At 39.5% G+C, this 26,990-nt stretch carries 26 protein-coding genes; 18 read left to right on the top strand and 8 right to left on the bottom strand.

Annotated elements, in window-relative coordinates:
- The first annotated feature begins 155 nt into the window (after positions 1 to 155).
- From AC3II9_RS04390 to AC3II9_RS04375, 4 genes are all read left to right on the top strand, one after another.
- Complete coding sequence (locus tag AC3II9_RS04390; protein ID WP_489153456.1) at positions 156 to 1,895, top strand: methyl-accepting chemotaxis protein; 1,740 nt, start codon at positions 156 to 158, stop codon at positions 1,893 to 1,895.
- Entirely contained in the window at positions 1,895 to 2,647 is a 753-nt protein-coding gene (locus tag AC3II9_RS04385) for an SDR family NAD(P)-dependent oxidoreductase (RefSeq protein ID WP_489153454.1), read from the top strand. The genes AC3II9_RS04390 and AC3II9_RS04385 overlap by 1 nt, the downstream gene beginning before the upstream one ends.
- A gap of 11 nt (positions 2,648 to 2,658) precedes the next feature.
- Complete coding sequence (locus AC3II9_RS04380; RefSeq protein ID WP_489153452.1) at positions 2,659 to 4,131, top strand: sodium:solute symporter family protein; 1,473 nt, start codon at positions 2,659 to 2,661, stop codon at positions 4,129 to 4,131.
- 389 nt (positions 4,132 to 4,520) lie between these two features.
- On the top strand, positions 4,521 to 5,015 hold the full coding sequence (locus tag AC3II9_RS04375) for a YehS family protein (RefSeq protein ID WP_489153450.1): 495 nt from the start codon (positions 4,521 to 4,523) through the stop codon (positions 5,013 to 5,015).
- Between the two features lie 305 nt (positions 5,016 to 5,320).
- On the opposite strand, the gene AC3II9_RS04370 is transcribed toward AC3II9_RS04375, so the two are convergent.
- A complete protein-coding gene (locus AC3II9_RS04370; protein WP_391375501.1) occupies positions 5,321 to 5,539 on the bottom strand; it encodes a hypothetical protein in 219 nt (72 codons plus the stop codon).
- Positions 5,540 to 5,679: 140 nt separating this feature from the next.
- On the opposite strand from AC3II9_RS04370, the gene AC3II9_RS04365 reads away from it, so the two are divergent.
- A complete protein-coding gene (locus AC3II9_RS04365; protein WP_489153448.1) occupies positions 5,680 to 6,744 on the top strand; it encodes an LLM class flavin-dependent oxidoreductase in 1,065 nt (354 codons plus the stop codon).
- A 33-nt stretch (positions 6,745 to 6,777) separates the two neighbouring features.
- Here AC3II9_RS04365 and AC3II9_RS04360 read toward each other — a convergent pair whose 3' ends face one another.
- From AC3II9_RS04360 to AC3II9_RS04345, 4 genes are all read right to left on the bottom strand, one after another.
- A complete protein-coding gene (locus tag AC3II9_RS04360) occupies positions 6,778 to 8,448 on the bottom strand; it encodes a ribonuclease J (protein ID WP_489153446.1) in 1,671 nt (556 codons plus the stop codon).
- A gap of 166 nt (positions 8,449 to 8,614) precedes the next feature.
- Positions 8,615 to 9,184 (bottom strand): manganese catalase family protein, encoded by a 570-nt coding sequence (locus tag AC3II9_RS04355; protein ID WP_391375523.1) that lies wholly within the window; start codon positions 9,182 to 9,184, stop codon positions 8,615 to 8,617.
- A gap of 28 nt (positions 9,185 to 9,212) precedes the next feature.
- Positions 9,213 to 9,476, bottom strand: a complete 264-nt coding sequence (locus AC3II9_RS04350) for a spore coat protein CotJB (protein ID WP_489153444.1) — start codon at positions 9,474 to 9,476, stop codon at positions 9,213 to 9,215.
- Positions 9,473 to 9,697 carry a spore coat associated protein CotJA gene (locus tag AC3II9_RS04345; protein ID WP_489153442.1) on the bottom strand — a complete coding sequence of 75 codons (225 nt, stop codon included), beginning with the start codon at positions 9,695 to 9,697 and terminating at the stop codon, positions 9,473 to 9,475. Before AC3II9_RS04345 ends, AC3II9_RS04350 begins: the two co-directional genes overlap by 4 nt.
- A gap of 267 nt (positions 9,698 to 9,964) precedes the next feature.
- Here AC3II9_RS04345 and AC3II9_RS04340 point away from each other — a divergent pair, with 267 nt between their 5' ends.
- The 5 genes from AC3II9_RS04340 to AC3II9_RS04320 all read left to right on the top strand — a co-directional run bounded on the left by AC3II9_RS04340 (position 9,965) and on the right by AC3II9_RS04320 (position 13,961).
- Complete coding sequence (locus AC3II9_RS04340) at positions 9,965 to 10,888, top strand: S66 peptidase family protein (protein ID WP_489153440.1); 924 nt, start codon at positions 9,965 to 9,967, stop codon at positions 10,886 to 10,888.
- Between the two features lie 11 nt (positions 10,889 to 10,899).
- Complete coding sequence (locus AC3II9_RS04335; protein WP_489153438.1) at positions 10,900 to 11,994, top strand: dipeptide epimerase; 1,095 nt, start codon at positions 10,900 to 10,902, stop codon at positions 11,992 to 11,994.
- A complete protein-coding gene (locus tag AC3II9_RS04330; RefSeq protein ID WP_489153436.1) occupies positions 11,987 to 12,313 on the top strand; it encodes a hypothetical protein in 327 nt (108 codons plus the stop codon). The genes AC3II9_RS04335 and AC3II9_RS04330 overlap by 8 nt, the downstream gene beginning before the upstream one ends.
- Positions 12,268 to 12,894 (top strand): C40 family peptidase, encoded by a 627-nt coding sequence (locus AC3II9_RS04325; protein ID WP_489153434.1) that lies wholly within the window; start codon positions 12,268 to 12,270, stop codon positions 12,892 to 12,894. The genes AC3II9_RS04330 and AC3II9_RS04325 overlap by 46 nt, the downstream gene beginning before the upstream one ends.
- Before the next feature lie 194 nt (positions 12,895 to 13,088).
- The gene (locus AC3II9_RS04320) at positions 13,089 to 13,961 is read left to right on the top strand and encodes a radical SAM/SPASM domain-containing protein (protein ID WP_489153432.1); all 873 of its coding nucleotides are present in this window, start codon (positions 13,089 to 13,091) and stop codon (positions 13,959 to 13,961) included.
- Positions 13,962 to 13,978: 17 nt separating this feature from the next.
- Here the strand turns inward: AC3II9_RS04320 and AC3II9_RS04315 are convergent, their stop codons facing one another.
- Positions 13,979 to 14,575 (bottom strand): metallophosphoesterase family protein, encoded by a 597-nt coding sequence (locus AC3II9_RS04315; protein ID WP_489153431.1) that lies wholly within the window; start codon positions 14,573 to 14,575, stop codon positions 13,979 to 13,981.
- 373 nt (positions 14,576 to 14,948) lie between these two features.
- Here AC3II9_RS04315 and AC3II9_RS04310 point away from each other — a divergent pair, with 373 nt between their 5' ends.
- From AC3II9_RS04310 to AC3II9_RS04275, 8 genes are all read left to right on the top strand, one after another.
- A complete protein-coding gene (locus AC3II9_RS04310; protein WP_489153429.1) occupies positions 14,949 to 16,130 on the top strand; it encodes an acetyl-CoA C-acetyltransferase in 1,182 nt (393 codons plus the stop codon).
- A gap of 162 nt (positions 16,131 to 16,292) precedes the next feature.
- Entirely contained in the window at positions 16,293 to 17,522 is a 1,230-nt protein-coding gene (locus AC3II9_RS04305) for a carboxylate--amine ligase (protein WP_391375473.1), read from the top strand.
- Positions 17,523 to 18,215, top strand: a complete 693-nt coding sequence (gene cuyB / locus AC3II9_RS04300) for a cysteate racemase (RefSeq protein WP_489153427.1) — start codon at positions 17,523 to 17,525, stop codon at positions 18,213 to 18,215.
- Positions 18,216 to 18,299: 84 nt separating this feature from the next.
- On the top strand, positions 18,300 to 19,511 hold the full coding sequence (locus AC3II9_RS04295; RefSeq protein ID WP_489153425.1) for a DEAD/DEAH box helicase: 1,212 nt from the start codon (positions 18,300 to 18,302) through the stop codon (positions 19,509 to 19,511).
- 3 nt (positions 19,512 to 19,514) lie between these two features.
- Positions 19,515 to 20,744: an aminopeptidase gene (locus tag AC3II9_RS04290; protein WP_489153423.1), complete on the top strand. Its 1,230-nt coding sequence runs from the start codon at positions 19,515 to 19,517 to the stop codon at positions 20,742 to 20,744.
- A gap of 30 nt (positions 20,745 to 20,774) precedes the next feature.
- Positions 20,775 to 21,641: an SGNH/GDSL hydrolase family protein gene (locus AC3II9_RS04285; protein ID WP_489153421.1), complete on the top strand. Its 867-nt coding sequence runs from the start codon at positions 20,775 to 20,777 to the stop codon at positions 21,639 to 21,641.
- 222 nt (positions 21,642 to 21,863) lie between these two features.
- Positions 21,864 to 23,033 (top strand): exonuclease SbcCD subunit D, encoded by a 1,170-nt coding sequence (locus AC3II9_RS04280; protein ID WP_489153419.1) that lies wholly within the window; start codon positions 21,864 to 21,866, stop codon positions 23,031 to 23,033.
- Positions 23,030 to 26,107, top strand: a complete 3,078-nt coding sequence (locus AC3II9_RS04275) for an AAA family ATPase (protein WP_489153417.1) — start codon at positions 23,030 to 23,032, stop codon at positions 26,105 to 26,107. The genes AC3II9_RS04280 and AC3II9_RS04275 overlap by 4 nt, the downstream gene beginning before the upstream one ends.
- 170 nt (positions 26,108 to 26,277) lie before the next feature.
- Here the strand turns inward: AC3II9_RS04275 and AC3II9_RS04270 are convergent, their stop codons facing one another.
- Positions 26,278 to 26,397, bottom strand: a complete 120-nt coding sequence (locus AC3II9_RS04270; RefSeq protein WP_489153415.1) for a hypothetical protein — start codon at positions 26,395 to 26,397, stop codon at positions 26,278 to 26,280.
- Between the two features lie 83 nt (positions 26,398 to 26,480).
- A complete protein-coding gene (locus tag AC3II9_RS04265) occupies positions 26,481 to 26,804 on the bottom strand; it encodes a magnetosome magnetite crystal formation protein family (RefSeq protein ID WP_489153414.1) in 324 nt (107 codons plus the stop codon).
- Between the last annotated feature and the right edge of the window lie 186 nt (positions 26,805 to 26,990).

Raw genomic sequence — 26,990 nt, 5'->3', positions numbered from 1 at the left:
TTTTAATTGCCTCTATTTCATTTTTAGGCAAACTTACTGGCAATGAGTTAAAGGGAATGTTGTATGTGTAGCTTTTTTACAAAATATTATCATTACATTAAAGGCAGCTGTTCATTACAAAAGTATAATTAATAGAAACGTAGGGAGGTAAAATTTTGAAATTTACAAAGAATATGTCATTAAAGAACAGATTGTTATTGATCGTTTCTTTTGCTGTTTTAGTACTTACTACTATTATTACAGCCCAAAGTATTAATGAACTAAATAAGCGTATGGATGCAGATCTTGAGCAAGAACTCAAAAGTGTAGGCATACTAACAGCGATGACCCTTGATAAGGAAGAAATCCAATCTTTATTATCTATAAAGGGAGAGGATAATGAAACTTTCCAAAAAGTACAAAAGCAGTTAGATGCTATTCAAAATGAACAAGGGATTATGAGTTGGAGTTATCTTTGGAAAATAGAAGATAACAACATTATTCCCATTGGTTATACTTCTAATTTAAATGAAGTATACGAAGCGGGGGAAGCCTTTTCTGATTTAGCGCCGGAGCATACTGAAACAGCGAAACTAGCACTTGATAATAAGCAAGTAGAAGTGACGCAAATTTTTGAAGATGCTTTCGGTACGTGGCGAACAGTATTTGCCCCAATTAAAGACGATACAGGAAAAATTATTGCGTTAATCGGAATTGATTATTCAGCAGATTATATTAATACCATTATCAAATCAAGTATTATTAAACAAATTGCGATTACAGTAATTGGTCTTGCTATTTTATTAGTCTTACTTTACATACTCATTGTACGACTGTTTAAACCACTCGGAAAAGTAGTAGAGATAGCAAATCAAGTAGCCAATGGGGAATTGAAAGATGTAGAGTTGGAAATTACGAATGATGAAATTGGTCACTTATCTCAATCTATTCAAACGATGGTTTCAAATTTACAACATCTCATATTAAATATTCGAAATGCATCGAACCATATTTCTGCTGCAGCCAATCAGCTAAATGCAAATGCAACAGGCGTATACGATAGCTCTACACATATTGCAAAGGACATAGAGCGAATTACACGAAATGCGGAAGAGTCTTTAACCACAACAGAAGAAACAGCTACTGCTATGGAAGAAACAACGATAGGTATACAGCAAATTGCAGATTCGGCAAATAGTGTAGCCGAATCATCTAATTCTTCCTCTCAAGCTTCCAGACATGGGAATAGTGTTGTGCAACAAGTTGTTTCCCAAATGCAATTAATTAATGAATCCGTTGAGCAAATTGGAAAAACAATTAATGGTTTGCATGTAAATACAAATAAAATTGGTGACATTGTTAACATTATTACGGAAATTGCAGATCAAACGAATTTACTGGCACTTAATGCCGCAATTGAAGCTGCACGAGCGGGCGAACATGGTAAAGGATTTGCCGTTGTGGCAGATGAGGTAAGAAGATTAGCAGAACAATCATCTCAATCAGCCACTGAAATATACAATTTAATTAGTACAATTCAATCTGATTCGAATGCCTCTCTTATTGTGATGGAAAAAGGAAAAGAAGATGTAAAAGCTGGGATGGATTATACAAATGAAGTGGGCAAAATCTTTAAGGATATTTTAACTTCTTCAGAAGAAGTAGCGAGTCAAATTAGAGAAATCTCTGCAGCATCTCAACAAATATCAGCTTCTTCAGAAGAAGTGACAGCATCGGTCAATAATATTAGCCACTCAGCACAAAAATCTTCTGCATTTTCAATGAATGTGTCAGAGGCTACACAGGAACAGCTAGTGATGATGCAAGAAGTAACGCAGGCTTCTGCTTCCCTAGGCGAAACAGCAGAGGAATTACAATCACTCGTAGCTAAATTTAAATTGGAGAATGATCGTTAATGGAATTTGATTTTACGGGAAAAAATGTATTGATTACAGGGGCAAGTAAGGGGATAGGAAAGGCAATTGCATTAGCGTTTGCAGAGCAAGGAGCCAATATTCTAATAAATTATATTGGAGACGAGAAAGAGGCAGAACAGGTGCGTGTGCAAGCAGAGAAGTTTGAGGGACGTGCGTTGAAATTTCATGCTGATGTGTCGGATTCTCAGCAAGTTCAAGAAATGTTTCGTTATATGGATAATGACTTCGGTATGATTGATATATTAGTAAACAATGCTGGATTTGCACAGTCTTCTAGTATCATAGATTTAACAGATGAGCAGTGGGATCGAATGATTAAAGTGCATCTGTATGGTTGCTTCTATAATAGTAGAGAAGCGGCGAAAAGAATGAAGCAAAAAGGTAGAGGAAAAATTATTAACATTTCTTCTGATCTTGGTAGCTTAGGATGTGAAGAGTTTACACACTATTCAGCTGCAAAAGGTGGTATTAATGCATTTACAAAAGCTTTAGCAAGAGAATTAGCTCCACATATTTTAGTAAATGCCGTAGCTCCTAGTGGAACGTATACAGATATTTTAAAAGAATTTGGCGAAAATTATATTGAAGAAGAGTCTGCTAAATATCCTTTAAAACGACTAGCGCACCCAGAAGAGATAGCAAAAAGCGTGTTATTTTTAGCTTCAGAACATGCTAATTTTTATACAGGTCAAATTTTAACCCCTAATGGTGGAGTCGTTATGAATGGATAAGGAGTATTCAAATGTTAAATATCCTTGTATTTAGCCTATATTTAATTTTTATTTATTATGTAGGTTATAAAGGCTACAAACGTGTACAAACAGCAGAAGACTTAATTGTAGCAGGCTGGAGTATGCCATTATCTGTTGTAACAGGAAGTTTAATTGCCGCCTTATTGGCGGCACCATTCTTTTTTGCGGCTGTTGGATCAGGTTATACGAGTGGTGGGTTCGAAGGGACGGCCACAATGGGTGGACTAGGTACTTGTATGATTTTAGGTGGACTCATTTGGACGAAACCGCTTAGAAGATTAAAAGGTTGGACGCTAGCAGACTACTATGGACTAAGATACGGTAGCAAAAAATTAGGTGCTTATACAGGGATTGTAATGGCTATTGCATTCGGTGTTTTCAATGCAGCTGCATTAACTGTTGGCGGAACGTATATTATTCAGCAATTGTTACAAATTGATTTTCTGCCAGCCGCGTTATTATTTGTTTCATTAACCGTATTATATTCAGTAATCGGTGGACTATGGGCAGTAGCCTATACCGAGATTGTACAAGGTGCACTTGCGATTGCTGGTATTTTAGGGATTACTATTTTCGTTTTATTTTACTATCCTGATATTACATTTAATCCGGAATGGTGGAATATTAGCGAATTATTCAATAGAGCGGGAGTAGAATTTTGGTCGTTATACCTTGTGCTAGCGCTTGGCGATATTCCGGCAGTGGACTTGGGACAACGGGTTGCCGCAGCAAAAAGTCCAAAGGTAGCACAGCGTAGTATGATGATTGCGGGTGCTGTCATTATTGCAATTAGTTGGATTCCTGGGATGTTAGGTGAGGCGTTCAGAACGATTTATCCAAATAGCGATAATCCAGAAACCTTGATGCTAGCTTTTGCACAGGGGTACTTTCCGCCTCTTATAGCCGCCATTTTCTTAACGGCAATGGCAGCTATGGGAATGTCGACAGTTGCGGCATGTTATGTTGCTACTTCAGGCATTATGACGAAAAATATTTATTTAGATTTTATTAACCCAAATCCGCAACCTAAAACATTATTGCGTTTTTCAAGACTCGTGATTCTTTTAAGTGCTTTGTTAGGCTTAGTATTAGCGGTTAGCTTCCAAAGGGTAATCGACTTAGCGTATTTAGCATGGGATATTATATTCGTGACGATTTTTTGGCCGATTGTATTAGGACCATTTTGGAAGCGAGTAAGTACACCTGCTGTTTGGGCAAGTATATCCGTAGGGCTCATCTATTACATAGTGACTTCATTGACATCGGTTCCTGCGCTCCCTATACAATCAGAAGGGTTTATAGGATTACTGCATGAACTATGGTTAGCTCCTGTTTTCTCTGGTGTTGTGATTTCAGGAATTACAATTATTGTAGTGAGTTTACTTGTTCCTCCGACTGAACATGTACTAGAGATGCACAGAGTTGAAAAAAATAAAGCATTAGATGATGTAGAAAGTAAATAATATAATGAAAATGGCGAGAGACTATCAATGTATAGACCTCGTCGTTTTTTATTGAGAACGAATATTTACTTTCTTTTATACAACAGCTATAAATATCAATGCTTGTGAATTACTGTATTTTCAATTAGAATAAAATACTGTTTAACAAATGGTTCAATATCAAAATATATTCTTGATTAAAAAATATAGGATTTTAAAAGCACATGGAGTGAAGAATGAGCGACGAGGAGGCTCGACCTCGCCCGCGGAAAGCATCCGCCCGTAACGGAATGTGTAGTCAATTACACGTTTTGGTGAAGAACCATTATAATTACGATAAATTTTCTCATTATTATTTATTCATGTTAGGTTTTGTTTGGATATAGCACAATAGTACAGGAGGTTTTTATATGACAAATAATGATATATTAATTCGCTTACGCTATGCACTAGATATTAAAAATATCGACATAGTAGAGATGTTTAAGCTTGGGGGCATGCACTTCACAAAAGAAGAGGTACTTAATATGCTCATCAAAGTAAGAGAAGACGAGGAAGCACCCGAAAACTTCGTCAAAGTAAATAATAAAATGCTCGAGGCATTTTTAAATGGCTTTATTACATTTAAGCGTGGACCGCAAAAAGATAAAGACGGAAATGTAGCAGGACCGATGCCCGTCACAGGCAAGGAAAGTGCTAACAACATGCTGTTAAAGAAAGTAAAGATTGCTTTACAGCTAACGAGTGAAGATGTACTAGATTTGTTGTATGAAGGTGGGGTAACGGTATCCAAGGGAGAGATGGGTGCCATTTTACGCAACACGAGTCATAAAAACTATAAGGAATGTGGCGATCGCTTCGCACGTTGTTTCTTAAAAGGTTTGACAATGAAATACCGCGGATAGTGTATTTCTTAATGGATAATGATTAAGGATTGAATTGGGTGTTCTGAAAGTTGTTGCTTTCTGGATGCCCTTTTTTCTACATCGTAATTCCTAAAAATGTAAGTGTAAATATTTCAGTAAACGGTATGATTAAAATAGGTAATCTCAACATTCACTATGAATCAATCGCAAGATTATCAGAGAAATTATCGGAAGTATCAGAAGGATTACTAGGTTTAGCTAACACGTTCAAGGTGAAATAATGAAAAAAGAGGGGGAAAGCGGCACAGAATGGCTCTTTTGTGTCGCTTTTCATATTTGTGTAGCTATTTATTTTCATTTTTATTAGACTGCTGATTTTTATCGTGGTTGGTCTTATTGTTTTTATTTTTTGCTTTCGCATCAAATTCAGCAGCGAATTCCTCGTTTAAATTGTCGTTAGGATTATTGTTATTGCTATTCGTGTCATCTAAGTCTGTGCTTTTATATAGACCATATGGATTGTGTGTACGTGTATTCATTGTTCTCTTATTATTTTTACTCATCGCTTTTCACCTCCTAAAGTGTAATGTGCGCAACATAGAACGTTTTATGAGCTGTTAAAGAAATATCATAAAAAGGACAAATGTAGCTGAACTCGTTATGATAGTAGTAAAGCAATAGGTAAATGTAGGAGGAAAGTAGAATGGAGATTGGGTTAACGACATTTGTTGAAACGACGCCAGATGTAAATACAGGAAAAACGATTAGCCATGCTGAACGCATTCGAGAGGTACTTGAAGAAATTATACTGGCAGATGAAGTAGGATTAGATGTGTACGGTGTGGGTGAGCATCACCGAAAAGATTATGCCTGTTCCACGCCAGCTGTGTTCCTCGCCGCTGCTGCCCCGCTGACAAAACGAATTAGGCTAACAAGCGCGGTGACCGTACTCTCTTCTGATGATCCAGTAAGAGTATTTCAAGAGTTTTCAACAGTGGATGCACTGTCAAATGGACGTGCGGAAATTATGGCAGGGCGAGGCTCTTTTATCGAATCGTTCCCGTTGTTTGGCTATGATTTAACAGATTATGATGCATTATTTGATGAAAAATTAGATCTGCTATTAAAAATAAGAGAATTTGAAATCGTTCAGTGGAGTGGGAAGCATCGTCCTGCCATTCATAATCGAGGGGTGTATCCACGTCCAGTCCAGGATTCTTTACCGATTTGGATTGCAAGTGGTGGTACGCCGCAGTCTGTTGTACGTGCAGGCACTCTTGGCTTACCGCTTGCTTTAGCCATTATTGGTGGCAGTCCGTTACGATTTGCACCACTCGTTAAACTGTATTATAAAGCGGCTAAGAAAGCGGGGCATGATATTTCGAAGCTAATGGTTGCTACGCATTCACATGGGTTTATCGCAGATAGTACGGACATGGCTGTCGAAAAATTTTTCCCACCAACACAAGCTGTGATGAATGCTTTAGGGAGAGAACGTGGTTGGGGACCTTACACACGTGAAACATTTGAGGATGCATGTAGCCTAGAGGGAGCTTTGTATGTTGGAGATGTCCAAACCGTAGCAGAAAAAATCATTTTCCTTCGTAAACAGGTAGGCATTACACGTTTTATGCTCCACTGTCCAGTTGGCTCCATGCCGCATGCAGATGTGATGAGATCCATTGAGCTACTAGGAAAAGAAGTCGCCCCTATCGTTCGAGAAGAAATTGAACGATGGGAAAAAGAAGAACACAACCGTGCAGATTAAATAAAACACAGGAGGAGCACATCCCCCTGTGTTTTAAATTTCAATGACAAGCGGTAGAAGCATTGGCTTTCGCTTTGTATGGGTAAATACATATTGACCAACTGCTTTTTTGATCGCTTGCTTCATCGCAAAAGGATTGGCTTCCTTAAAACGGTCAATGCTTTCTTTGACGAGTGTATTAATATTGTTAATCAAATCCTCTGCATCCTTTGCATAAACAAATCCACGAGAAATCGTATCCGGCTCAGAAATGAGGGAGCCGTCTAACTTACTAATCGTTATGACAATGACGAGCATTCCATCTTCAGAGAGTTGCTTCCGGTCACGAAGTACGACTTGTCCTACTTCACCAATGCCGTAACCGTCGACATACGTATCTCCAGCGATTGTTTTACGCGTTTGCCGTGCTACCCCATGTTGAATATCAACAATATCGCCGTTGTTAATAATGAATGTATGCCCTTTTTCTACGCCGACTGATTCAGCTAATAAACGGTGTTGATGAAGCATTCTATATTCCCCGTGAATTGGGATGAAATATTTTGGCTTCATAAGTGTTAACATGAGCTTTAAATCCTCTTGATAACCGTGTCCAGAAACGTGCATACCGGTAATACTTGAAGAGCCGTAAATGACATGTGCGCCTAATTGGAACAAATTATCCACGATACGTGAGACATCTTTTTCATTTCCTGGTATTGGAGAGGCAGCCAAAATGACTGTATCACCAGGATGAATTTTGACATCTCGATTGCTACCGGTTGAAAGTCGAGCAAGCGCGGCAAGTGGTTCCCCTTGGCTCCCCGTACATAAAATAGCAATTCGTTCAGAAGGGAGTTGATGGATATCACGTGCATCGACCATCATCCAATCAGGGATATCTAAATAGCCTCGCTCTCTCGCCACATGTACGACATTGACCATACTTCGGCCAAGCAGTGCCAGCTTACGATTCGTTTTCAAGCAGGCATCGACGACTTGTTGCACCCGATTGACGTTGGAGGCAAATGTTGAAACAAAAATTTTGCCTTTTCCTTGTGCTTTTAGAAAAGCTTCTTCAAGATGACCACCAACAAGCTGTTCAGATGGGGTCAACCCAGGGCGCTCAGCATTTGTACTTTCGGATATTAAAGCAAGTACACCTTCTTCACCGATTTTAGCCATTTTATGAATATCCGAATATTGCTCGTTTACAGGTGTTAAATCGAATTTAAAATCGCCTGTATGAATGACCTTTCCTTCTGGCGTATGAAACACAATGCCTAAACAATCAGGAATACTATGACTGACTTTAAAGAAGCTCACATCCATCTCCCCAAACGTTAAATGGGTATCTGCGTTAATTTCATGAAGCGTCGATTCCCGTAAAATTTTATGCTCTTTTAATTTTAGTTCGATTAATCCGAGTGTAAAACGTGTAGCATAAATAGGGATATTCATTTTCTTTAAAAAGTAAGGAATACCACCAATATGATCCTCGTGTCCATGTGTCACAATTAATGCTTTAATTTTTTCTCGATGCTCTTGTAAATAAAAAACGTCTGGAATAATTAAATCAACACCTAGTATGTGATAATCAGCAAATTTCGCACCACAATCAACGATGACAAGATCATTACCATATTGCACAACATACATATTTTTCCCGATTTCATTGATTCCGCCTAAAGCTAAAATAGATAATGCATTATCAGGGCTTGTCACATTTATTCCTCCTTTAGTTCGAACTGTATTTGCTACAATACTCTTTAGTATTACTTTGAATTTTTAGCTCTATACAAAGGAATGAAAAGTTCATAGGGAATTCATCTGTTTTATGAATAAATGAAAAAGTCCACCTTCGAATAGTTCGAAGATGGCATGATAACCACTAAAATACCTTTTTCGTATCGCGGTCGTCTTTTAACATTTCGACCGCTTCTCTAAATCGGAGGGAGTGGACGATTTCTCGTTCTCGCAGGAATTTTAAGCTGTCATTTAAATCTACATCATCTGACATATCGATGATCCATTGGTAGGTGGCACGTGCTTTTTCTTCAGCAGCAATATCCTCATATAAATCCGCAATTGGGTCACCTTTTGCCTGGATATAAGCAGCTGTAAATGGTACACCTGAGGCATTATTATAAAAAAGAGCGGAGTCATGTGCAACATAATGATCACCAAGACCTGCTTCTTTTAATTGTTCAGGTGTTGCATCTTTCGTCAGCTTATAAATCATGGTCGCAATCATTTCTAAGTGGGAAAATTCCTCCGTTGCGATATCTGTTAAAAGACCAATCACCTTATCAGGAATGGTGTAACGTTGATTCATGTACCTGAGGGCAGCTGCTAATTCCCCATCAGCTCCCCCGTATTGTTCCACTAAATACTTCGCTAACCTTGGATTACATTCACTTACTTTCACGGGGTATTGCAGCTTTTTTTCGTAATACCACAAAGGCGTTCTTCCCCCTCAATGATGAGATTTACACTTGCCATGGCCACGGTGTGTCAACCCAATTCCAAGGATAATTAGAGAAACTTCTTCCAAAATTCATTAACGGTCCAAATTGTTGTTCAAAGTGAACCTTTAATTCCATACTTTTCTGGGCAGTTTCATTAAATTGTTTAATCGTTTCAAAATCATGAGGGTGTGTGTCTAAGTAGAGGTTTAATTCGACTAATACAAAATCGATCGCTTGAATTTCTTCGAGTAGTTTATAAAATTCTGGGGGCATTTTCTTATTCATTTTTTGTCCCCCCCTTTTTGGGGAGCTGGATAAGGGCTGTAAAGCTGAGGCCAAAGTGTCCCGTGCCTTAAAGCTAGTTGTGGAGAGTGAAATTGTGCAAGTCCGACTGGCTGAAAACCGATGTATAGTTGTGGAGGTGTTGCATAGCTTTTAATCCGTATAGGCTTACATGGATCAAACGGGCTAATATAAGGCTTCCAATATTTATACTGTGTAAACAAAAAATCCTCCTTTCTGCTTTACACATTAATTAAATTATATGAATACGAAATAAGGTCTAATACAAAAAATAATTACTTAAGAAGTTCTTTGTTACTGGAATCAATAAAGCGTTATGTAAATATATATTAATTAACTCATAATGCATAAATATTTAAACATATATTACCATTTAAATAACTATTAATTTCCGCTCTAATGCCAGCTCCTCGTGACGCTTCCAAAGTCTGTTCGTGTAGCAATTTTCATTAAAAGGGGGATGACAACAGGTGAGACAAAAACCAAAAAGATTAAAAAAGGGAGACACAATCGGCATTATTTCTCCATCTGGACCATTCCGAGATGGGCAAATGGAAAAGGCCGTTCTTTTTTTAGAACAGCTCGGATTAAATTATAAGCTTGGGCAGTATGCAAGTAATCGATGGGGGTATTTAGCTGGGAAGGATGAAGAGCGTTTAGCAGATCTTCATGACATGTTTATAGATACAGAGATTAATGGGATTATTTGCTCTCGGGGTGGCTACGGCGCAGCAAGAATGACAGACAAGATTGACTTTGAGCTCATTCGAAACAACCCAAAAGTATTTTGGGGGTACTCCGACATTACGTTTTTGCATACATCCTTTGGTCAATTGTCCAACTTAGTTACGTTCCATGGACCAATGCTCACATCTGATGTGGCTAGCGCTGATTTTGCGGAACTGTCAGCTAAAATGTTTGAACAGTTATTTGAACCAACAACACTTGTCTATGATGAAAAAATAAGTGACCTAGCGGTGCTTAGTCAAGGCACAACGAAAGCAGAAATGATCGGCGGGAATTTATCATTATTAGTGCAAAGTATCGGCACAATATTTGAAATCGAAACAAGTGGCAAAATTTTATTGATTGAAGATATTGGAGAGGAACCATATCGTGTGGACGGTATGTTAAATCAACTGCGTCAAGCAAATAAGCTAGAGAGGTTAGCTGGCGTAGTTATTGGTGATTTTGCCGATGCATTATCAACGGGGGATAAGCCTTCATTGACATTAGAGGAAGTGCTGGACGATTATTTTAAAGACCGACCATACCCTGTTATGAAAGGCTTTAAAATCGGACATTGTCAGCCGCATTTTGCGATTCCTTTAGGAGTTGAAGGGGAGCTAGATACTTATAGTAAAACGCTACGCCTCTCACCAGGTGTCGAGTAAGGAGCGGGATGATGAAGATTCAATCGATTGAAACGTTTGAAGTCGCTGTACCTTTAATCAAGCCATTTAAAACGGCGCTCCGAACTGTGACAACAGCACAATCGATTTATGTCGTTGTAACAGATGAGGCTGGAAAAAAGGGGTACGGGGAGGCACCACCGACACATGTCATTACAGGGGAAACCCTCGTTAGTATTAAACATACGATTGACCATATATTAGCGCCTGTATTAATCGGAAAAGATTTAACAAATTCAGAGCGATTATTTACCCTTCTCCATGAAACCATTATCGGCAATACAAGTGCCAAGGCGGCATTAGATATGGCGATTTTTGATTTGCTTGCACAACACGTCAACCAGCCACTATCTCGTTATTTAGGCGGTTACCGTGACACCGTAGAAACGGATTTTACTGTTAGTGTGAATGAACCAAATGAAATGGCAGATGATGCCGAAAGCTATGTTGCCAATGGATTTGATGTACTCAAAATAAAAGTGGGAATCGGCGAGATCAGGGCGGATATCGCGCGTATTAAAGCAATCCGAGAGCGTGTAGGTTATCAAATCAAACTACGCCTTGATGCGAATCAAGGATGGGAAGCAAAGGAAGCCGTCAGAGCGATTCGCCAAATGGAGGATGCGGGACTAGCAATTGAACTAATTGAGCAGCCGGTTAGTAAACACGATGTGGAGGGATTAAAGTACGTTACTGATCATACGTATACGCCTATTATGGCAGATGAATCTGTCTTTTCATCACATGATTTAAAGCGTATTTTGGCAATACGCGCCGCAGACTTAGTGAATTTAAAGCTCATGAAGTCAGGGGGCATTTATAAAGCATACCAAATGAATAAGATGGCAGAAGCGTATGGGGTGGAATGTATGGTAGGGAGCATGATTGAGACAAAAATCGGTGTATGTGCCGCAGCCCATTTTGCGGCGAGTCAGCGTAATATTACGCGCTATGATTTTGATGCACCACTAATGCTTGCCAAAGAAACGATTGATGGTGGTATTCAATACAATGGGCGTGTCATTACGTTTCCAGAGGGTAGCGGGTTAGGCATTCAGGGCATAAAGGGTGGAATGTTGCATGGCTGAACACTATGTATGTAAAGTAGCTGTAGCATCTATTTGGTCTCATCCAAACATGGTGCGGGAAATGGATAAACATGCCGTTTCTAACCCAGTTTCCATTTCGGAGTGGATTGAGGAGATGATGAAAAAAGAACGTGATGCACTATGCCGTGAAAATCGTCTTCATACACAAGTATTATACGGAGAACTACTTGAAGTAGATACCATTCACGGTGAATGGGCAAAAGTGAGAGCGATTGAACAGCCATATCGTGATGTCAATACAGGTTATCCGGGATGGATACCGATTACACAATTACAAAAAAAGTGGAGCGAGAGGTAATCGGCTATATGAGAGTGAAAGAGCCGCGCACCCAACTTTATGATCAAGAAGGTGTACCATTACTCGTTTTGTCATTTAATACAGTTTTACCGGTGCTTTCAGAAGAGAGCCATTATTATATTGTGGCGATACCACAAGGACAAGGACAAGTATTAAAAGCAGCGGTTGATTTTACGACTAACAAATCCGCCTTTCCAAAGAAAACAGCACAAGAGTTGGCGGATGAAATGTTAAAGTTTTTGGATATTCCTTATTTTTGGGCGGGTATGTCTGCATACGGCTACGATTGTTCAGGACTAACTTACAACGCCATGAAGGCTTGTGGCTACCAAATTCCAAGAGATGCAAGTGATCAAGCAAAAGGTGGACAAAAAGTAAGCCTAGAGAACAGAGTTGCTTGGCAAGTGGGCGATTTACTGTTTTTTGCCTCGAATGGTGAAGGGCGAGTAAGGCATGTAGGGATTTATATAGGGAAAAATCGCCTGTTACATACATCCATTGCGGGAGGCAAAGTAGAAGTCATTCACCTACAAGGGCATCAGCTTGACCAAGAAATTGTACAGGTTAGGCGTTACATCTAGGGGGTATGGAGAAAGAACCAGGTCACTATGTTACGTGTCATTTATACAAACAGTAAATTGATTGTACGACACCACAGTCTTAGTTGTAGATTGTGGTTTTCCTTTTGTCCTATTAAAATGCAAACCATAAGCTATAAAGTGGTGTAAAGTGTTAGAATAGATAAAGCTAAAAGAAAAGATAAGGTGAAATAACTTTGAAAACATTTAAGAAAGTCTATATCGAAATTACGAGTGTGTGTAATTTAGCTTGTAGTTTTTGTCCGCCTACGCAACGTGCCAAAGGGCTTATTAAAGTAGAACAATTCGAAAAGATTTTAGATCAAATTCGTCCGCATACTAAATATATTTACTTGCATGTAAAGGGAGAACCGTTACTGCACCCACGCATTGACCAGCTATTAGACGCGGCACATGAGCGTGGCTTTAAAGTCAATATTACGACGAACGGGACACTCATTAAAAAGCAACGTGAAAAATTGCTAGGCAAGCCAGCACTTCGTCAAATGAACTTCTCGCTCCACAGTTTTGACGGGCATGAAGGGTCAGAAAATCGCGAGAAATATTTAGGGGATATTTTAGATTTTGTACGTGAAGCACGTGAGCATAACGTTATTTTCTCGTATCGCTTATGGAATTTACAACGGGATGACCAGACAGAGACGGATCGTCGTAAAAATGCTGAGACGCTAGAACTTCTCGAACAAGAATATAATTTACCGTTTAAAATTGAAGAGCGTGTAGAGCCAGGAAAAGGTGTGAAAATTGCACGGAATATTTATTTGAATCAAGACCATGAGTTTAAATGGCCGAGCTTACTAGAGCCTGAATATACAGGGAAAGGCTTCTGTCATGCGCTGCGTAGTCAAGCTGCTATTTTAGTGGATGGAACAGTCGTACCTTGCTGTTTAGATGGTGAAGGGGTCATTAATTTAGGGAATGTGAATGAGCAATCGTTTTCAGAAATTGTGGAAAGCGAGCGAGCAAACAATTTAGTCGATGGTTTTTCGCGCCGTGAAGCGGTGGAAGAGCTATGCCGTAAATGCGGCTACCGCCAAAAGTTTGGTTGATTAAAAAACGATTCGAGTTAGTTGCTCGAATCGTTTTTTGGTGCTTGTAAAAATGTAACCGTCATTTGCTCGCTATCATATAAACACCAATCACGTGATTCTACAACGGCCCCAACATTAATTTCGTATGTTCGGTCGCCGACATATATCGGTTGATTGTACTCGATTTTTGTCCGCACGCCGTTTATGTAGATAGCAGCACGATGACTATGTCCGAAAAATAATAACGGTGTTTCATATGAAGGGAAAGTGGGTTCGAAATGCTCGTTCCAATCAAACTGATGTCCGTGCATGAGCGTCGCATTTTCAATGACGATTTTTTCTTTATAATTCAAAAATTGTTGTATGCCTGTAACGAAAGCAATACGTTCCTCTTGATTGCCGATAATCGAGGGGAATGTCAGCAGTTCAGTAAATTTCTTTTTAATAATAGTGGCTTGCTCGAGTGGGACATGCTCGGTTAATGCAGCTGCTTTTCGTTTCCCAATCAGGCATTCATATAAATCGCCAAGGCCCATCATTTGTGCATTTGGTGCTATTTCTTCAATATGTTTTAAAACAGCTTTTGTATTTTTATAGTTTGAGTGTAAATCACCAAGTAGTGCGTATTGCATCATTAATCCTCCGTTTCCTTCATTTATAGTAAAAAATTTTATTGTTAAAAATCAAGTCTCATTGTAAAGTGTGATGAATTTTCATTGCTATCAAACTAACTGAATTGTTAAAATATTAATAGATTTGAATTTTCTAGTTTCAGAAGGACAGCTGAAATTATGAAAAGGATTATTGCCAAAAAGATTTTGAAATACAAGGCTTAAAAAATTAGTAGGCATGTTTGGAAGGTTTGGCTAGGGAAAAGAAGTTTTCGGTTTGTACACTTTTCTGATTAAGGGCGACTTTCGCTCAGTTTCCACCCAGTGCATGTGGAAAAGTACTAACACATGCGTTAAGACCGTCACAAAATGTTGAAACAAAGGGGATAGGAAAATGACAAATGTATATATCGTAGATGGAGCAAGAACAGCCTTTACAGCATTTGGTGGTTCATTTGCAGCGGTAGATGCGGTACAACTTGGAACAGCAACAGCAGTAGAAGCATTAAAACGTTCGGGTGTTACGCCGGAGCAAATTGACCATGTTATCTATGGGGGCGTCATTGCAACAGGCGTAAATGCATCCTACTTAGCGCGTCATATCGGACTATATGCAGGTGTACCGCAGGAAGTACCCGCATTAACACAAAACCGTTTATGTGGTTCGGGTATGCAATCAGTCGTGACAGCAGCTCAGCAAATTTTACTCGGCGAAGCAAATGCGGTACTAGCTGGTGGGGCAGAAAATATGTCACAATCCCCATATTCGAATTTTACACAGCGCTTTAGCGGAGCGAAAATGGGCGACTTACAATTTACCGATATGTTGACAGCCACATTAACGGACCAGTACACAGGGAACGGTATGGGGATGACGGCTGAAAAATTAGCGGAGCAGTATGAAATTTCACGTGAGGAGCAAGATGCTTTTGCGCTACTTTCGAATGCGCGTGCAGTGGCAGCACGTGATGCAGGGAAATTGAAGGAAGAAATCGTACCTGTTACCGTGAAAACACGTAAAGGCGAAACAGTTATTGATACAGATGAACATATAAAAGAAGATGGTACGATGGCTTCACTTGCTAAGCTTCGACCAGCGTTTCAAAAAGATGGTACCGTAACTGCTGGGAATGCATCCGGCATTAACGACGGTGCGGCATCTGTTGTTGTAGCAAGTGAACAGTTTGTACAAGAGCATGGTTTAAAGCCAATAGCGCGTATCGTATCGTGGGGAGTAGCTGGGGTGGATCCAACGATTATGGGGATTGGTCCAGTGCCAGCGATGAAGCAGGCGTTAGAACGTGCGAGTTTAACAATAGAAGATTTAGATGTAGTAGAAATCAATGAAGCATTTGCTGCACAATATTTAGCCGTAGAAAAAGCCCTTGGTTTAGACCGTGAGAAAACAAATATCAATGGTGGTGCGATTGCGCTTGGTCATCCAGTAGGGGCAAGTGGTACACGTGTCATTTTGAGTGCCGCATACGAGCTGAAACGTCGCGGTGGTAAATATGCCGCAGCAAGTCTTTGTATCGGTGGTGGACAAGGGATTGCATTAATTATTGAGGCGGTTTAATCGGAAAAAACTAGCGTAGCCCAACATGGGTTATGCTAGTTTTTTTATGTGGAAAGGAACGAGAAAACTATTAAAAATTTGCGGGACTTTCCGTGTGACCACTACACAAAATGTGATAAACTAAACATTAACGAAATTAAACTAAAGCGAGTTGAATAGATAATGGTAGTAAAAGAACAACCATTTTTACCAATATTACTAGGTTCAGATATGAATGCATACGGCATGGCACGTGCTTTTTATGAAGCATATGGATTAAAACCACTAGTGCTAGGTCGCTCACATTTGACGGCTACACAAGATAGCCGCATTTTAAATTTCCAACAAATTGATGAATTAAACACGCAAGCAGTATTTGTCGGAGCGATGGAAAAGGTCGCTGCTCAATTTCCAAATAAAGAGCTGCTATTATTAGCATGTGGTGATGATTATGCGAAGCTCATTATTAAAAATAAACCAGCATTACAACAATGGTTCACTGTACCGTATATTGATGAATCATTAATGGATGAAATTTTACTAAAAGAAAATTTCTATAAAATGTGCGAGAAGTATCAATTCAAATACCCAGGTACAACAACGGTCACAGCTCAAGATTACGAAACCTTTACACCGCCCTTTGAGTATCCGATTATTATTAAAGCATCAAATTCAGTGGAATATTGGGCATGTTCATTTCCAGGGAAAAAGAAAGTATTCGTGGCACATGATGAAGCGGAAAAAACGGCGATCTTAAAAGCTATTTATAGCTCCACATACCAAGATACGATGATTGTACAGGAGTTTATTCCTGGGGATGATTCGTATATGCGCGTATTAAATGCGTATGTCGGGAAAGACGGTAAAGTGAAGTTAATGTGTTTAGGGAACCCGATTTTAGAAGAACATTCCCCAGAAGGAATCGGTAGTTATGCAGCGATCGTGACAACATACGATAAAGAGCTCATGGACCAAGTACGCTTCTTCCTAGAAGATATCGGCTATACAGGCTTTGCGAACTTTGATATGAAATACGACGTGCGCGATAAGCAGTACAAGCTTTTCGAAATTAACTTACGGAATGGTCGCTCAAGCTACTATGTAACAGCAGCTGGCTATAATTTAATGAAATATGTAGCAGATGACCATATGCTTGATATTAAGCAAAACTTAACATATGCAGATAACGAGCATTTATGGATGATTATCCCAAAAGGCGTGTTATTCAAATACGCATCAAACGAAAAGCTGAAGCTCAAGGCAAAAAGCTTGATTCGTGAAGGGAAGTATACAAACTCTTTATTCTTCAAGCAAGATATGAATATGAAACGTTGGGCTAAATTAACGCTCAATAGTTTGAATTACTACCGCAAGTATAAGAAATATTTTAATAACAAAGGTTTGTCAGAGTAAATGAAGAAAATATTAGGTATTATAGGTGGGGTTGGCCCACTTGCGACGATGCTCATTGGTGAAATGATTGTGCGTCGTACAAAAGCGGATAAGGACCAAGAACATGTCCATACAATTATCGATAATGATACATCGATTCCAGATCGTACGGCATATATTTTAGATCAAACGAAAGAAAATCCAATCCCGTATTTACAGCGTGATGCGAAAAAGCTTGCAGAGTATGGAGCTGGTGTCATTTGTATTCCTTGTAATACCGCCCATACGTTTTATCAAGAAATGCAAGAAGCAACATCTGTACCGGTACTCCATATGATTCGTGAAACAGCGAAACGGGCAAAAGAGCTAGGCGCAAATCGTGTAGGGATTTTAGCAACAGATGGTACACTCGCTTCCAAGATGTATCAAACGGCGCTGGAGGAGCAAGGCATTACACCTGTTGTACCCGATGCACAGATTCAGCAGCAAGTGATGGCGGTAATTTACGATTATGTAAAAGCCGGGCGAGATGTAACCCCTGAATTATGGGCGCCAATTGAAGCGGTGATGACGGACTGTGACCGCATTATTTTAGGGTGTACAGAACTTTCCATCGTGAATCGGGATTTAAAATTAAGCACACAATATATTGATTCACTCGTCGTATTAGCAGAAGCAGCTATTGCAGCATGTGGCTATGACATCAATCAGTAATCGTAGACCTGTCGTTTGAGACAGGTCTTTTTATTCGTTTATATGGTACACTAAAGGCAAGTATAAAAGAGGTAGGTAAAAACAATGTCAGCTATACAATTATTAAACGAAACATGGCAAAAAAAATGGTCATTCGAATCAGAGATGAAGATTCAGCAAGAAATGATTCCAGCGATGCTTAATGGGAAAGATATCGTCGCAGAATCACCGACAGGCTCAGGAAAAACACTTGCTTATGTATTACCCATTTTAAATAAAGTAGATGGTACGAAAAAACAAACACAGGCATTAATCGTTGCCCCTTCACAGGAACTGGCGATGCAAATTGTCGAAGTGATTCGCGAGTGGACAGAGGGGACGGATATTACCGTACAACAATTAATCGGCGGTGCAAACTCAGCACGTCAAATTGAAAAGTTAAAGAAAAAGCCGACGATTGTAGTAGGGACACCGGGGCGTTTAAATGAACTAGCCCGTGCAGGAAAGCTCAAGCTAAAAGAAATCGAAACGGTTGTACTGGATGAGTGTGATCAGCTACTTAGCCGTGAGTACCGAGTTGTCGTGAAATCATTTATCGATGGTGCTGCATGGGGACGCCAAATTGTTGTCGTATCGGCTACGATTACAGAAGAAATTGAAATTGTGGCAGAGCGCATGATGTTCGAGCCAGTACGCATTAAAATTAAGCCAGAAGATATGCTAAAGGTCGGCAAAGTCATTCATTCCTTTGTTAAGGTAGAAGAGCGTGATAAAACGGATTTATTACGTCGTTTAGCCAACATTGAAGGATTGCGCGGCTTAGCGTTCGTGAACAATATCGACCAAGTATTAATGAAAGAAACAAAATTAAAATACAAGGAAGCACCGATTGTGACGCTGCATTCCGATATGAAAAAAGAAGAGCGTAAAAAAGCGCTAGATGCTTTCCGTAAAGGAGAGGCACGTATTTTAATCGCAACAGATATTGCAGCGCGTGGTTTAGATATCGCTGGTCTGACACATGTTATTCATGTTGATGTACCACGTACGATTGAGCAATATTTACACCGCTCAGGCCGTACAGGGCGTGCAGGGGCCGACGGAGAAGTGTTAACGCTGCTGTCCTATAAAGATGAAAAAACATATAAAAAATGGACACGTGAAATCCCAGTCAAACCGGTTCAAAAAATTTGGACGCAAGGTGAATTAATCGAAGGGAACGCGAAGACAATCGAAAACGCACCACAAAAAGACAACAAGAAACCGTATCAATCAAAAAGTGGGAGATCAAAAAGAGTATTTAAAAAGGAGAAATAGGATATGACTTTTGGAGAAAAGTTAGCGGCATTTGCAGAATTAGCTGTGAAAGTAGGCGTCAATATTCAACAAGGGCAATACCTTTTAATTAATACTTCTACGGATACATTAGAATTTACAAGAGAGGTTGTCAAAAAGGCATACGAAGCCGGTGCAGGACGTGTCCATGTTAACTTAACAGATGCTGTTTTTGAACGTGCCTTTTTTGAACATACAACCGTTGAGGAGCTTGAAAAGTTTCCAAAATGGATTGTGGCACAGCGTGAAGAATTAATCGAACGTGGCGGGGCACTGTTATGGATTGATGCAGCAGACCCGGATTTACTTGCTGGAATCGAAGTAGAGAAAATTGCTACCCAGCAAAAAGCAGCAGGTGCAGCACTTGTAAATTACCGAAAGGCAGTCATGAACGATGATATCGCTTGGTCGATTATTGCCGTTCCTTCTGCCAAATGGGCGGCAAAAGTATTTCCACATTTACCGGAAAACGAGCAAGTAGATGCATTATGGGATGCTATTTTCAAAACCGTTCGTATCGGTGAAGGGAATGCTGTAGAAGCATGGCGTAAGCATGTCGAAAATTTAGAACAACGTGCAGCTGAGCTGAATAAAAAGCGATATAAAAAGCTTCACTATAAGGCACCAGGTACAAATGTAACAATTGAGCTTCCGGAAAAACATTTATGGTTAACAGGTGGTAGCAAAACGCCACAAGGGACCACATTCATTGCGAATATGCCAACGGAAGAAGTATACACAATGCCAGCGAAATACGGTGTGAATGGCACTGTGTCGAATACAAAACCACTTGCCTACAAAGGCAATATTATTGACCAGTTCACATTAACATTTGAAAAAGGGAAAATTGTTAAGGCACATGCAGAAGTAGGCAATGACTTACTACAACAGCTCATTACGACCGATGGAGGATCAAGTTATTTAGGCGAAGTAGCACTTGTACCACATGAATCGCCTATTTCTTCATCTAATATTTTATATTACAACACACTATTTGATGAAAATGCATCCAACCATTTAGCGATCGGTGAAGCCTATCCAACTTGTTATGAAGGTGGACGTGAGCTAGGGCAAGGGCAGCTTGAAGCACTAGGCATTAATACATCGATTACACATGAAGATTTCATGATTGGTAGCGGAGAAATGGATATCGATGGTGAGTTAGCGGACGGTACAATGGAGCCGATTTTCCGTCAAGGCAACTGGGCATTTTAAAAAAATAATATGGAATAGGAGAGATGTAAGGTGAAAAAACTGTTTATATGTCTCCTTGCATCTTTTCTGTTTACATCGAGTGCTTCCGCGAAAGAAATCTACGTCGCACTCGGTGATTCCCTGGCAGCAGGACAAACGCCGTATTCAGAAATTGATGCAGGATATACCGATTTCATCGCGATGCAACTCATGCGCACTGGTCAACTCCAGTCATTTACAAAACAGCTAGCATTTCCTGGCTACTCGGTAGGGGATGTATTAGAGCGGGTACAAACAGAAGAAGCGGATGCGCTTTTACGTAATGCGACAATCATCACCATTTCAGCTGGTGCGAATAACTTATTGCCTCTTGTGGCGCACAATCCACAAAACGGCACAATGAGCTTTTCGCAGCTCTCTGTTAATTTTGCATTAAATAAAGCGCGCGAAGATTATATAGAGCTATTAAAGTATGTAAATGAAGTAGCACCAAATGCAGATGTGTATGTCATGGGGTATTATTTTCCTTACGTCAGTGTCCATGCCGAACAAGCGGTAGGGGTAAAACAACAGCTACGTCTGCTAAATGACATTTTAGCAACTGTCGCTAGTGCGTATGATGCGCAGTTTGTGGACGTATCGTTCGGTGATGAGGCAAGTCGCTATTTACCAAATGTAGCAGACGTACACCCGAATATGGAAGGATATCGGGTGATGGCGAATGCTTTTTTAGAGAAGCTAGGTGTCATGCCAATAAGTGCGGCTCAAATTCCTGAACCTAACCCACTCACATTCCAAGAAATTTTACAAATGCAACAACAGCAACAGCAGACAATCGAAGAACAAGTAGCGGTAAAGCCGATTGAACAATACGTGGTGTACTATGGCTACGACCGATTTAAGCGACTCTTTCTGTAGGGAAAGGGTCTTTTTTAATACAATATCATGTTATCCTATGAAAGCTATCTATTACAAAGGGTGAAATGTCCCCTGAATTACTAATATAATAAACATCTTAGGACACTTGCCTGAAGTGTTTTTATTACCAAAATTAGAACGTATGTTTGATTTTTGTGTATTGATGTAGTATATTTAATGCAATAGTAAGAATATATGGATAATTTATAAGGAGGCGGTAGAATGAAAATTTTTCATACAGCAGACTGGCATTTAGGAAAGCTTGTGCAAGGCGTCTATATGACAGAAGATCAGCGCTATATTTTAAATCAGTTTATAGAAGCAATTGATGTAGAAAAGCCAGATGTCATTATTGTCGCAGGGGACTTATATGATCGGGCAATTCCTCCTGTTGATGCCGTGGATTTACTCGATGATACATTTGCTGACATTGTACTTAAACGCGGTATTCCCGTTATCGCGATTGCTGGTAACCATGATAGCCCGACTCGCTTGCAGTTTGGGAGTAAACTAATGAAAGAATCAGGGCTTTATTTAGCAGGTGAGATGAGAGCCGACTTAAAGCCTGTTGTATTAGCGGACGAGCATGGGGAGGTCCATTTTCATCTTATTCCATTTGCTGAGCCAAGCATTGTACGACAATTGTTTACGGATGATTCGATAGCAACTTGCGATGATGCTATGCAAGCTATTATTAAGCATATAAAAAAAGATATGAAACGGGGAGTTCGTCATATTGCAATAGCGCATGCGTTTATCACACCATACGGAGAACAATCAGCCAATACAAGTGATTCAGAGCGCCCCCTTGCTATTGGCGGATCTGAATGTGTGAGTGCAGAGCATTTTGAGCCATTTCACTATACAGCATTAGGGCATTTACATAAAGCTCACTATGTTTTAAATGAAACGATTCGCTACGCCGGTTCGCCGTTAAAGTATTCACTATCAGAAGCGCAACATGAAAAAGGTTTTTATATTGTAGATTTAGCGGCAGACGGCTCTGTTCAAGTAGAAAAACGCAAGCTTACGCCACGAAGAGAGTTACGTATTGTGGAAGGGGACATGCAACAAATTTTACGTCATCCTGAAAGTGACGACTATGTATTTGTTCGTTTAACAGAACCGACACCAGTAGTGAATGCGATGGAACAAATTCGAACAGTGTATAAAAATGCGATGCATGTAGAACGGAAAACGATGCATCTAGCTACACAAGAGGAAAAAGAAACTATCAAACGAGAAAAATTAGATGATTTCACATTATTTAAAGCGTTTTATGAAGAAGTGACAAAGCAGGAACCGAGTGAAATGATGCAGCAATTATTTACAGAGGCGTTAGCAGAACTACTTGCTGAAAAACGTGAAAGTCAGGAGGTTGCTGTGAAATGAAGCCACTTAAATTAATGATGCGTGCATTCGGCCCATACAAAGGGGAAGAAGTTATCGATTTTACAAAGCTTGAAAATCATCGGTTATTTGTTATTTCAGGGAAAACAGGTGCGGGAAAAACAACCATTTTTGATGGCATTGCATTTGCGCTATACGGTAGTGGGAGTGGTTCGGATCGTAAAGATCACAAATCGATGCGCAGTCAATTTGCAGAGGATCACGTGCATACGGCCGTGGAGCTTTTATTTGAAGTAAAAGGACGGACATATCGCGTATTTAGGCAGCTTTCCCATGTGAAAAAAGGGCGTAAAACAGCAACTGGGGAAGAGTATGCATTTTTTGAAATGGGCCCAAATGGCGAAGCCCTGAAAATAGTGGAGCGGCAAAAAGCGAAAGAAATTAATGCAAAAATAGAAGAAATCATCGGTTTAACATACGACCAATTTAACCAAATTATTATGCTTCCACAAGGCGAATTTCGTAAATTGCTTACTTCTCAAACGGAAAATAAAGAAGCTATTTTACGTAAAATTTTTAAAACGGAACACTATGGTGAAATTGCTAAAAAGTTAGAGGATAAAAAGCAAGCAGCAGAAACGCAAGCAAAAATGGCAAAAGCGATGCGCAATCAATATATTGAGCAAATTGCAGGGGCACTTCCATCTCGTCATTCTTTATTGTTTGAGCGTCTGCAAAATCAGGCGAATGTTTATCAAATTTTACAAGCTCTTGAAGAAGAAAAGCTTTATTATGAACAAAAGGCAATAGTAGATGAAACACATTATTTACAAAGCTTTCAAGCACACAATGAGATGCAAGAGAAATGCATTGAAAGTGAACAGCTAAATGAGCGGATTCATGTGTTACAAACAAAGCAAATGCAATTAGCACAAAAGGAAAATGAACGCCCGTTATTTGAAGAAAAGAAAAGAGAGTACGAAGCCGCTGTAAAAGCTTCTAGCATTTTACCACTTTATAATACGTACGGTACAACGGAAAAAGAGCTAGCCGATGCAACGGAAAAGCTAGAAGGCTATGAGTGGCAACGTCAGCAATTGGAAGCAGCATTCGCACAGGCAAATCATAATTTAAAAATGGAACAAGCCCGTGAGCCTGAGCGTACAAAACGAATCAATGACATGAATGTACTGGAAAACATAAAGCCTATTTATGAAGAGGTAGATATACTCGTCAAAAAGATACCGACATTACAAAGAAATGTTGAACAGTTAAATGAAGAAATGACGAACGTGAAGGCGCTTTATGAAAAACACAAAGGCACATTAGCCGCATATGCTGAAATGATGGAAGCGATAGAGAAACAGGTAGCTGAAATCCCGGAAACACTTGCTAGAGAACAGCAGCTGAAAGAAATTACAAATGTGTTTACAAAATTAAATAAAGCACATGAGAATATTCAACGCTTACAAGCTGATATAGAAACAGTAACTGCTCACTATGAAGCCGTCAGTCGATCATATGAGGAGCAGGAGCAAAAGTGGATTCACAACCGTGCGTATGAATTAGCTTTAACGCTTGTTCCAGGAGAGGCCTGTCCAGTTTGTGGCAGTATAGAGCACCCCAATTTATGTATAAATGATACGGAAGCAATTGATAAATCGGCATTGCAACAAGCAAAAGAGGCAGTAGTGGCTGCTCAACAACAGCAATCGATTATTAGCGGAAAACTTGAAGCTGCTAGATTTCAGTTCGATGATTTACAGAAAGAGCTAATGGAATCAGGTGTTGATGTAACAAAAGAGACGATGTATAAAGAGCAGTACTTAGCAACAGTCGATGCACTGCAAGTGTTACAGCGCAAAAATGAAGAGCTTGCCCAATTAAAAACACAAGTAAAGCAGACAACGCAAGGGATGGAGCAATGTGAAAACGAGCTTGCTCAGTTACGTACGAAGCATGAAGAAGCGCAACGTACTTTACTGCAACAACAAACGATTTTAATGGAGAAACAGCGTACAATCCCTTCTGAGCTCCAAACACTGACACAAGTAAATATAGCCTATGAAAAAATAGAAAAAGAATTGCAACTGCTACAGAAAGCGCTAAAAGAGGCAGAACAACACTACGAATTAGCCCATACAAATGTCGTAAAAGTACAAGAAGCAATTAAGCATACAGACGAACGTAAAATGGACTTAACGAAAAAGCTGGCTGATGATCAAATGAGATTACAAGAAGCGATTGCTCAAGCTACATTTGCTAATGAAGAAGCGTTCAAATTAGCGTTACGCACAGATATACAGATGGCGACATTGCAACAGCAATATTTGCAGTTCACAAAAGAGTATCATACATTAACAGAATTTGTACAAGCAGAAGAACAAGCATTACAAGGGAAAGAACGAGTGGATGTAGCAGCTATGCGAGCACAACTCGTCACATTAAAAGAGACATACGAGCAAGCGTTTAATGTATTAAATAAAACAAGGGAATATGCAACGCACTGCAATTATTATGCAAAAAAGTTGACTGCTGTAGCAGAGGAAATCGATCAGCTTGAACGAATTTCAGGTGAAATTGTGCAACTATATGATGTATTGCGCGGTAAAAATGAGCCTCGTATTTCATTTGAACGCTACGTACAAATGGGGTATTTAGAACAGATTACAGAAGCGGCTAATATTCGTTTAGAGCGTTTATCGAACGGACAATTCCGCCTAAAATGCTCAGATCGACAAGAAGCCCATGGACGTCAAAGTGGTTTAAGTTTAGATGTGTATGATAGCTACACAGGGCAAGCACGTGATGTTAAAACGCTATCAGGTGGAGAGAAATTTAATGCCTCTCTTTGCTTAGCACTTGGTATGGCAGACGTCATTCAAAGTTTCCGTGGCAATGTGCGTATTGATACGATGTTTATCGATGAAGGGTTTGGTTCACTTGATGAAGAATCGTTAATACGGGCCATCGATACATTAATTGAATTACAAAAATCGGGACGTATGGTCGGCGTCATTTCACACGTAGCAGAACTAAAAGATGCTATGCCTGCTGTTCTAGAAGTTATGAAGCAAAAAGAAGGGTATAGTTATACGAAGATTACATTGAAATAGTAAATAAGAAAAGTGTACATTGGAATCTAAATGTGATTAGAAAAAATTAAAATTGTCACTTACAAGTAACAAATGCTCTGCCCATCTACAAAATGAGTGAAGCAAGCAACGCCGTCTACAAGGACGTATTCACAATATGAGGGCATTCATGTAAAGAATGCCCTGTTTTATTATCGACGTCGTGTAGATGAGGAGCGCATTCCTTTTTTATTTACGAGTATTTGTTTAACAACTGGATATAAAACAGGTGCCAGTTTGATAGCTGCCTTTAACATGTCTTTTACTTTCACGTATATTGACCTCCTTGGAGTACTATGATTACGACTAGTATGTTCTTCTTTTATATGTCCATAACAAGGAGAAGATATAAACTTTATGAGCGAAGCACTTTAATCCCTTGAACGACATTCCAAATGATGACGATTAAATACAGTAGGCCATAACCTAAAATGAGAAGAATCCAAGTAGTAAACAATACATCCCCGTTCATCTGAGAACTAAAGATTCCTATAACGAACGGTATAACGACTAATACAACCCCAAGAATAACAGGAATGACATGTGATAATAATGCACGGATTGCATGGCGTTTGACCTCCGCATCAGCACTGACGAAATAAATAATAATCGGTACGATAAATGGAGCAAAAAATATACTGAAATAATTTAATGCACTTAGTCCTTTGCTATTATCCATCAACTTATTCCCTTCTAAAATTTTTTTATTATCTTATGTACGTACCAAGTGTATGGAAGTTTCATGAATTTTTATACTTTAAGTACAAAAACAGCGAAAAAAAGGAGAAATGCTGGTTTATATATCATACTTAAAATGATTGAAACAGGCATTATTTTAAGGCATGCTAAAGATAGCATGTCTTTT

It is taken from the genome of Lysinibacillus sp. RU7 (assembly GCF_057837305.1).
Note: the sequence above shows the minus strand (reverse complement) of the source record. Positions and strands in the feature narration are given on the sequence as shown.

What these genes read in the sequence shown, in the direction of transcription:
- AC3II9_RS04365 (WP_489153448.1), top strand. Translation starts at nt 5,680, where the DNA reads ATGGAGATTGGGTTAACGACATTTGTTGAAACGACGCCAGATGTAAAT.
- AC3II9_RS04275 (WP_489153417.1), top strand. Translation starts at nt 23,030, where the DNA reads ATGAAGCCACTTAAATTAATGATGCGTGCATTCGGCCCATACAAAGGG.
- AC3II9_RS04315 (WP_489153431.1), bottom strand. Translation starts at nt 14,575, where the DNA reads ATGCAATACGCACTACTTGGTGATTTACACTCAAACTATAAAAATACA.
- AC3II9_RS04310 (WP_489153429.1), top strand. Translation starts at nt 14,949, where the DNA reads ATGACAAATGTATATATCGTAGATGGAGCAAGAACAGCCTTTACAGCA.
- AC3II9_RS04305 (WP_391375473.1), top strand. Translation starts at nt 16,293, where the DNA reads ATGGTAGTAAAAGAACAACCATTTTTACCAATATTACTAGGTTCAGAT.
- AC3II9_RS04370 (WP_391375501.1), bottom strand. Translation starts at nt 5,539, where the DNA reads ATGAGTAAAAATAATAAGAGAACAATGAATACACGTACACACAATCCA.
- AC3II9_RS04280 (WP_489153419.1), top strand. Translation starts at nt 21,864, where the DNA reads ATGAAAATTTTTCATACAGCAGACTGGCATTTAGGAAAGCTTGTGCAA.
- AC3II9_RS04335 (WP_489153438.1), top strand. Translation starts at nt 10,900, where the DNA reads ATGAAGATTCAATCGATTGAAACGTTTGAAGTCGCTGTACCTTTAATC.
- AC3II9_RS04265 (WP_489153414.1), bottom strand. Translation starts at nt 26,804, where the DNA reads ATGGATAATAGCAAAGGACTAAGTGCATTAAATTATTTCAGTATATTT.
- AC3II9_RS04375 (WP_489153450.1), top strand. Translation starts at nt 4,521, where the DNA reads ATGACAAATAATGATATATTAATTCGCTTACGCTATGCACTAGATATT.
- AC3II9_RS04290 (WP_489153423.1), top strand. Translation starts at nt 19,515, where the DNA reads ATGACTTTTGGAGAAAAGTTAGCGGCATTTGCAGAATTAGCTGTGAAA.
- AC3II9_RS04295 (WP_489153425.1), top strand. Translation starts at nt 18,300, where the DNA reads ATGTCAGCTATACAATTATTAAACGAAACATGGCAAAAAAAATGGTCA.
- AC3II9_RS04330 (WP_489153436.1), top strand. Translation starts at nt 11,987, where the DNA reads ATGGCTGAACACTATGTATGTAAAGTAGCTGTAGCATCTATTTGGTCT.
- AC3II9_RS04350 (WP_489153444.1), bottom strand. Translation starts at nt 9,476, where the DNA reads ATGAATAAGAAAATGCCCCCAGAATTTTATAAACTACTCGAAGAAATT.
- AC3II9_RS04385 (WP_489153454.1), top strand. Translation starts at nt 1,895, where the DNA reads ATGGAATTTGATTTTACGGGAAAAAATGTATTGATTACAGGGGCAAGT.
- AC3II9_RS04325 (WP_489153434.1), top strand. Translation starts at nt 12,268, where the DNA reads ATGGATACCGATTACACAATTACAAAAAAAGTGGAGCGAGAGGTAATC.
- cuyB (WP_489153427.1), top strand. Translation starts at nt 17,523, where the DNA reads ATGAAGAAAATATTAGGTATTATAGGTGGGGTTGGCCCACTTGCGACG.
- AC3II9_RS04380 (WP_489153452.1), top strand. Translation starts at nt 2,659, where the DNA reads ATGTTAAATATCCTTGTATTTAGCCTATATTTAATTTTTATTTATTAT.